6 protein-coding genes are annotated in these 6,505 nt (G+C 73.6%); all 6 read left to right on the plus strand.

The window, feature by feature from the left end; genetic code table 11:
* The first annotated feature begins 45 nt into the window (after positions 1 to 45).
* The 6 genes from ABZ924_RS29745 to ABZ924_RS29770 all read left to right on the plus strand — a co-directional run bounded on the left by ABZ924_RS29745 (position 46) and on the right by ABZ924_RS29770 (position 6,296).
* Positions 46 to 1,146, plus strand: a complete 1,101-nt coding sequence (locus tag ABZ924_RS29745; RefSeq protein ID WP_361916395.1) for a DUF4190 domain-containing protein — start codon at positions 46 to 48, stop codon at positions 1,144 to 1,146.
* Positions 1,147 to 1,316: 170 nt separating this feature from the next.
* Positions 1,317 to 2,069 carry a GntR family transcriptional regulator gene (locus ABZ924_RS29750; RefSeq protein ID WP_361916398.1) on the plus strand — a complete coding sequence of 251 codons (753 nt, stop codon included), beginning with the start codon at positions 1,317 to 1,319 and terminating at the stop codon, positions 2,067 to 2,069.
* Positions 2,070 to 2,269: 200 nt separating this feature from the next.
* The gene (locus tag ABZ924_RS29755) at positions 2,270 to 2,455 is read left to right on the plus strand and encodes an SPOR domain-containing protein (protein ID WP_361916401.1); all 186 of its coding nucleotides are present in this window, start codon (positions 2,270 to 2,272) and stop codon (positions 2,453 to 2,455) included.
* Positions 2,456 to 2,484: 29 nt separating this feature from the next.
* On the plus strand, positions 2,485 to 2,934 hold the full coding sequence (locus tag ABZ924_RS29760; RefSeq protein ID WP_361916404.1) for a (deoxy)nucleoside triphosphate pyrophosphohydrolase: 450 nt from the start codon (positions 2,485 to 2,487) through the stop codon (positions 2,932 to 2,934).
* Positions 2,935 to 3,096: 162 nt separating this feature from the next.
* A complete protein-coding gene (locus ABZ924_RS29765; protein ID WP_361916407.1) occupies positions 3,097 to 3,525 on the plus strand; it encodes an ATP-binding protein in 429 nt (142 codons plus the stop codon).
* A 185-nt stretch (positions 3,526 to 3,710) separates the two neighbouring features.
* The gene (locus ABZ924_RS29770; protein WP_361916416.1) at positions 3,711 to 6,296 is read left to right on the plus strand and encodes a SpoIIE family protein phosphatase; all 2,586 of its coding nucleotides are present in this window, start codon (positions 3,711 to 3,713) and stop codon (positions 6,294 to 6,296) included.
* The last annotated feature ends 209 nt before the right edge of the window (positions 6,297 to 6,505 follow it).

Raw genomic sequence — 6,505 nt, forward strand, 5'->3', positions numbered from 1 at the left:
TCGCGCGTTCGTCTGCGACATCCAGGGATGGAGTCCCCGCCCCCCGTGACCACCCCGCCGCCACCCCACTGGCCGCCCGCGCCGGACCGACAGGCGTACCGCGAACCGCCGCTCAACGGTCTCGCGCTGGCCTCGCTGCTGGTCGGGCTGGTGTGCATGCCGCCGCTCGGCGTCGTGTTCGGGATCGTGGCGCTGGTCCAGATCGCCCGCAAGGGCGAGCGCGGCAGACCGCTGGCCATCGCGGGCCTGGCGGTCTCGCTCGTGACGAGCCTGCTGCTCGTCCTCGTCGTCGACCGGGCCGCGGGATCCCTGTTCGACCGGCTGGACGCGCTGTCGCCGTACGAGAGCGTGGCCGGGGAGCTGACCGACATCGAGGACATGCGGGCGGGCGACTGCTTCAACGTCCCCGGCGGCGACCTGCTCGACGAGGACCCGCTGCTCTACCGCATCGCCTGCACGGAGGTCCACGAGGGCGAGGTCACCGCCTCCACCCGGCTCGACCGGGCCGGCGTCGTCCCCGGCGGCGAGGAGCTGAAGAAGGCGGCCACGGACGCCTGTTGGCGCGCCCAGGACGCCTACGCCATGGACACCTGGGCGCTGCCCGGCTACGCGGAGATGTTCTGGTTCGCCCCCGCGCGGGACTCCTGGGGCGGCGGCGCGCGGCGGCTGCTCTGCGTGATCGGAACGGCCGAGCGGGAGCACCGCGGCAGCCTGCGCCGCGACGCCGGGATGCTGGAGCCGGAGCAGGTGGCCTTCCTGCGCGCGATGAACGAGGTGGACCTGGCGCTGGGGCAGTGGCCGGAGGAGGAGCTCGACGAGGCGCTGCCGGCCTACCGGGAGTGGGCCCGGGCGGTGGACCGGGCGCTGGGCGCCGAGGTGCGCGTGCTCCAGGAGGCCGCAGAGCGGCCGGAGTTGGCGGGGCCGGCCCGGGCGCAGCTGGGGGAGGTCGAGGCGGCGCGGCGGGACTGGCAGAAGGCGGGCGAGGCGGTGCGGCCGGCGGACTTCCAGGACGCGTGGGACCGGGCGGCGGGCGCCCTGCGCGTGGACACGGAGAAGGCGCTGCGCGGGGCGTACGGCCTCGCGACGACGGTCCCGGAGTGGCTGGCCGACCAGCCGAGGGGTGCGGGGCCGGCCGCCGAGGCGTGACGCGCGCCCCTCGAGCCCCGCTCGGGTGACGCGGCCTCAGAGGGTAACGCGCGGTAACGGGTTTGAGTGACCAGGCTTCATCACTTCGGGTGAAACTCTGGCCCTTGCTTGCGGCGTACAACCGTGGGTTGCCAGGGTGTAGCTGTCTGTCAACCTGATGGGAGTGGCCAGTGACTTTCGGTGAGCAGCCGGCCTATCTGCGCGTCGCCGGGGATCTGCGGCGGAAGATCGTCGATGGGTCCCTGCCCCCGCATGCCCGGCTCCCCTCGCAGGCCCGGATCCGCGAGGAGTACGGGGTCTCCGACACGGTCGCGCTGGAGGCGCGCAAGGTCCTCATGGCGGAGGGCCTCGTCGAGGGCCGCTCCGGGTCGGGCACGTACGTGCGCGAGCAGCCGGTGCCGAGACGGGTCGCCCGCTCCGGCTACCGCACGGGCGGGCCGTCGACGCCCTTCCGGCAGGAGCAGGCCGAGGCGGGCGCGCGCGGCACCTGGGACTCCAGCAGCGAGCAGACGGCCGCCCCGGCGCAGATCGCCGAGCGGCTCGGCATCGAGGCGGGCGAGCGCGTGATGCGGACGCGGTACGTGTTCCGGGACGCGGGCGAGGTGATGATGCTGTCGACCTCGTGGGAGCCCCTCACCCTGACCGGGCGGACGCCGGTGATGCTGCCCGAGGAGGGGCCGCTCGGGGGCTCGGGCGTCGTGGACCGGATGGCCGCGATCGACGTGGTCGTGGACAACGTGGTGGAGGAGGTCGGCGCCCGGCCGGGCCTCGCGGAGGAGCTCGTGCTGCTGGGCGGCGTCCCCGGACACGTGGTGCTGGTCATCGGGCGGACGTACTACGCCTCCGGCCGGGCCGTGGAGACGGCCGACGTCGTGGTCCCGGCGGACCGCTACCGCCTCGCCTACCACCTGCCGGTCCGGTAGTCCGGGGGCGTGCGCCCCGGTGGTGCCGGGGCCTCGGCGAACCGGCGCGCACGGCTCACTCGTACTCGTGGCCGGATGCGTACGCCTGCAAGGTACCTCTTCGTGAAAAACCGTATCCGCTCCGTAAAGGTCGGGCGTAAGCTCGGGCATATGCGCAATGCGGTTTCCCGGGCAGGTGGATCGGCGGAGGGTGAGACGCGATGAACGAAAGCGGTGCACTGCTCCCATGGCTGGTCATACGTCAGGACGACAACGGCAACCGCTACCGGGTGGGTCGCTACCCCACCCGGGCCGAGGCCCAGAAGGTCGTCGACAGCCTCGACGACCGAGGACACAAGCAGCTCTACTGGGTCGAGCGGATCGGTCAGACCGCCACGACGAACTGAGCAGCACGGCGTTGGCATAGGCTCCGCCCATGACGGATCGCGTGGTCGTGGGCGGAGCCCTTTGTCATCAGGGCCGGCTGCTGGCCGCCCGCCGCAGCGCACCCCCGGAGCTGGCGGGCCGCTGGGAGCTGCCCGGCGGAAAGGCCGAACCGGGCGAGAGCGGCCCCGAGGCGCTGGTCCGCGAACTGCGCGAGGAGCTCGGCGTGGAGGCCGAGCCGGTGGAGCGCATCCCGGGGGAGTGGCCCCTGAGGCCGGGGCTCGTCCTGCACGTGTGGACCGCGCGGCTGCTCTCCGGTGAGCCCGCGCCGCTGGAGGACCACGACGAGCTGCGCTGGCTCGGCCCCGGGGAACTGGACGCGGTGGACTGGCTCGACCAGGACCGGCCTGCGGTCGCCGAGGTCGGGCGCCGGATGCGCGCCGGGCGCATCGAGCAGAGCGGGCGCGCCGGAGGGCATGCCGGGTCGCGCGGGGGCGCGTGACGCTCACGTCCTAGGCCGTCTGTGCCACAGTGCGCCGGTACGTGAGGGACGGGTGGTACGACGCCTCGAATATCGGGTATGTCGCTATTAGTCCCTATCGTGTAGTGCCCCTCGTGGCTCTGTCCCTGCTGAACCGGACTGGGGCCTTCGCCGGCCCGGGAAGTGATCGGCGTGATCGACACAGACGGTGAAAACGCCGAGTGGGCCTTCCCCGCAGAACCCGGCGCCGTCCGCACCGCACGCCACGCCGTGCGCGGCACGCTACTGGCCTGGGGCCTGGAGGCCGTCGGCGACGTGACCGTCCTGCTGGTCAGCGAGCTGGTCACCAACTCCCTTCGCTACGCGTCCGGCCCGATCGGGGTCCGCCTGGAGCGGCGCGAGCGCGCACCGGAGGGTGCGCCGCACGGCCCGGCCCTGCTCGTGGAAGTCTCCGATCCGCTTCCGGATCCGCCCCGCGAGCGGGTCGCGAAGCCCGACGACGAAGGGGGTCGCGGGCTGCACTTGGTGGCCGTCTCGGCCCAGCGGTGGGGCACCCGGCACGGCAAGTCGGGCAAGACCGTGTGGTTCGAGTTGGCTCTTCCTGGTGAGTAACAAGGTGAAGGGTGGCCGACGATCACCCGACATGGCTCGAAATAGTCGGGACCTTTTCGTGATCGGGAACGCCGTGCCGTCCGGGGCCGTGGTGCTGAATACTTCGGTCATGGCCGGTCCGGTTGCGGTGAGCTGGAGGGGACGGTCGCGTGAGCGAGATACCTGCGCAGGCACATCAGGCCCGTGTGCCCGGGGAGACATGGCACGACTCCCTGTGGCACAGCAGCCCGCCTGGCTCGATATACGACTACATCAAGGTCGCGTCGTTCTCGATCGGGCCAGACGGGCTCATCGACCAGTGGAGCCTGCGAGCCGAGGAACTGTTCGGACTGACCCCCGCACAGGCCGTCGGACGCGATCCCGTCGACGCCTTCATGCCGCCGGAACTGCGCGAGGGCGGGCACCGCCGGATGGCCGAGATCCTCGACGGCAAGGAATGGACGGGCCTCGTCCCCTTCCGCATCCCCGGCGGCAGCGGCGCCCACGGCGTGGCCGAGATCTACGTGATGCCCACCCAGACCGAGACCTCCGAGCGGGCCGCACTGTGCGTCGTGGTCGACGTACGCGCCCTGCGCCGCATCGAATCCGACCTTGCTGCTTCGCAGGCCATATTCGGCCAATCTCCTTTCGGCTTCCTGCTGTTCGGCACCGACCTCACCGTCCAGCGCGCCAACCGCCGCTTCGCGACCGTCTTCGGCGGCGCCGTCGAGGAGCACCGCGGCCGCACCGTCCACGACTACCTGCCGCCCCAGGAAGCGGACCGGATGACCGCCGCCCTGCGCCGCGTCCTCGAGACCGGCGAATCCGTCACCGACCTCCAGATCACCGGCGCCGCCCCCGGCAGCCGCGAACACCGCCATTGGTCCATCAACCTCTACCGCGTCCACGGCGGCACCGGCCGGCCCATCGGCGTCGCCGGCCTCGGCACCGACGTCACCCGCCGCCACCTCGCCGCCCGCGAGGCCGCCGGCGTACGCCGCAACCTCGCCCTGCTCAACGAGGCCGGTCACCGCATCGGCAACTCCCTCGACCTGGAGACCACCGCCCGCGAACTGCTCGACGTGACCGTGCCCGGCTTCTGCGACCTCGCCGCCGTCGACCTCTACCAGGGGCTCCTGCTCGGCGACGACGACCGCCCCGCCCGCCCGCAGGGCCCCGGAGTGCCCTCGCTGCCGCCCGGGCTCGGCACCGGACGCGCGCCCTCCGCACCGCTGCGGCGCGTCGCCTTCGCCTCCGCCGTCTCCGACGCCCCGCTCTCCGGCCACGGCGCGCCCGTCGCCGTCGGCGAGACCCACCGCTACCCGCCCGCCTCGCCCGGGGCGATCGCCCTGCGCACCGCCCGGCCCCGGCTCATCGAGGGCGGCGGCCCCGACGACCTCGTCCAGTCCACGCTCGTCGTGCCGATGGTCGCCCACGACACCGTCGTCGGCCTCGCCCAGTTCTCCCGCACCAAGGGCAGCGAGCCCTTCGGCGAACGCGACCGGGCCGTCGCCGTCGAGCTCGCCGCCCGCGCCGCCGTCTGCATCGACAACGCCCGCCTCTACCGGCGCGAACACGAACGCGCCCTGATACTGCAGCGCAGCCTGCTGCCGCCCGGGGACCCCGAGGCGGCCGGCCTCGACATCGCCTGCCGGTACCTGCCCGGCAACGCCGCCACCGAGGTCGGCGGCGACTGGTTCGACGTCATCGAACTGCCCGGCCACCGCACCGCCCTCGTCGTCGGCGACGTCATGGGCCGCGGGCTGCGGGCCGCCGTCGCCATGGGCGAACTGCGCACCGCCGTACGGACCCTGGCCCTGCTGGACCTGGAACCGGCGGAGGTGCTCGCCGCGCTCGACGAGATCGCCCGCGGGCTCGGAGCGCCCGGCGGATCCCAGCAGGCCTCGCGGGCCGCCCTGCACTCGCGGGACGCCGACCGCTCCGAGGTGTACCTCGCCACCTGCGTGTACGCCGTCTACGACCCCGTGACCCGGCGCTGCACCATCGCCAACGCCGGGCACATGCCGCCCGTGCTGGTCGAGCCGGCCGAACCGGGCGGGCCGGCGCGGCCCGCGCTGCTGCTGGAGGTGCCGCCGGGCATGCCGCTGGGGGTCGGCGGGGAACCGTTCGAGGAGGTGGAGGTCGACCTCCCCGAGGGCGCCCTGCTCGCCCTGTACACCGACGGGCTCGTCGAATCCCGCGACCACCCGCTCGAGGAGGGGCTGCGCGGGCTGCGCGAGGCCCTGACCGACCCGGTACGCCCGCTGGAGGACGTCTGCGACCACGTCCTGAACACCCTCGACACCCGCCACGGCGAGGACGACATCGCCCTGCTGATGGCACGGGTGCAGGGGCTGCCCGTGGACGCCGTGGGCGACTGGCAGCTCCCCCGCGAGGCCCGGTCCGTGGGGCGGGCGCGGGAGCTGGCGCGGGCGAAGCTGCCGGCATGGGGCCTGGAGGACCTCCTGGACACCACCGAACTGCTGGTCAGCGAGCTCGTCACCAACGCCCTGCGGTACGGGGAGGGCGAGATCCGGCTGCGGCTGCTGCTGGACCGGACCCTGGTGTGCGAGGTGTGGGACGGCAACCTGGTCCAGCCGCGGCGGCGGCGGGCGCGCGACACCGACGAGGGCGGGCGGGGGCTCCAGCTGGTCGGCATGCTGTCCGCCGGCTGGGGCACGCGGCGCACCCACCGGGGCAAGACGGTCTGGTTCGAACTCCCGCTCCCGGGAGCCGCCCCCGACGCGGCGTCGGAACTCTCGGCGGAACAACTCCTGAGCATGTACGGCTGACCCCGACCTCCTGCCCTGCCGCTGCGTGCCCCGCCACCTGAGCCGGGGGTCCGGCACATCCAGCTCCGCCCGCCACGTGAGCCGGGGGTCCGGCACATCCAGCTCCGCCCGCCACGTGAGCCGGGGGTCCGGCATGTTCAGCCTCGCCGGCGTTTGAGGCGCGGGTCCGGGCGGAGCCCGGTGCCTGGCGAAGCCGGGTTCCTTGGGGC

This window comes from Streptomyces sp. NPDC046876 (genome assembly GCF_040645035.1).
Taxonomy (GTDB): domain Bacteria; phylum Actinomycetota; class Actinomycetes; order Streptomycetales; family Streptomycetaceae; genus Streptomyces.

What these genes read in the sequence shown, in the direction of transcription:
- ABZ924_RS29755 (WP_361916401.1), top strand. Translation starts at nt 2,270, where the DNA reads ATGAACGAAAGCGGTGCACTGCTCCCATGGCTGGTCATACGTCAGGAC.
- ABZ924_RS29760 (WP_361916404.1), top strand. Translation starts at nt 2,485, where the DNA reads ATGACGGATCGCGTGGTCGTGGGCGGAGCCCTTTGTCATCAGGGCCGG.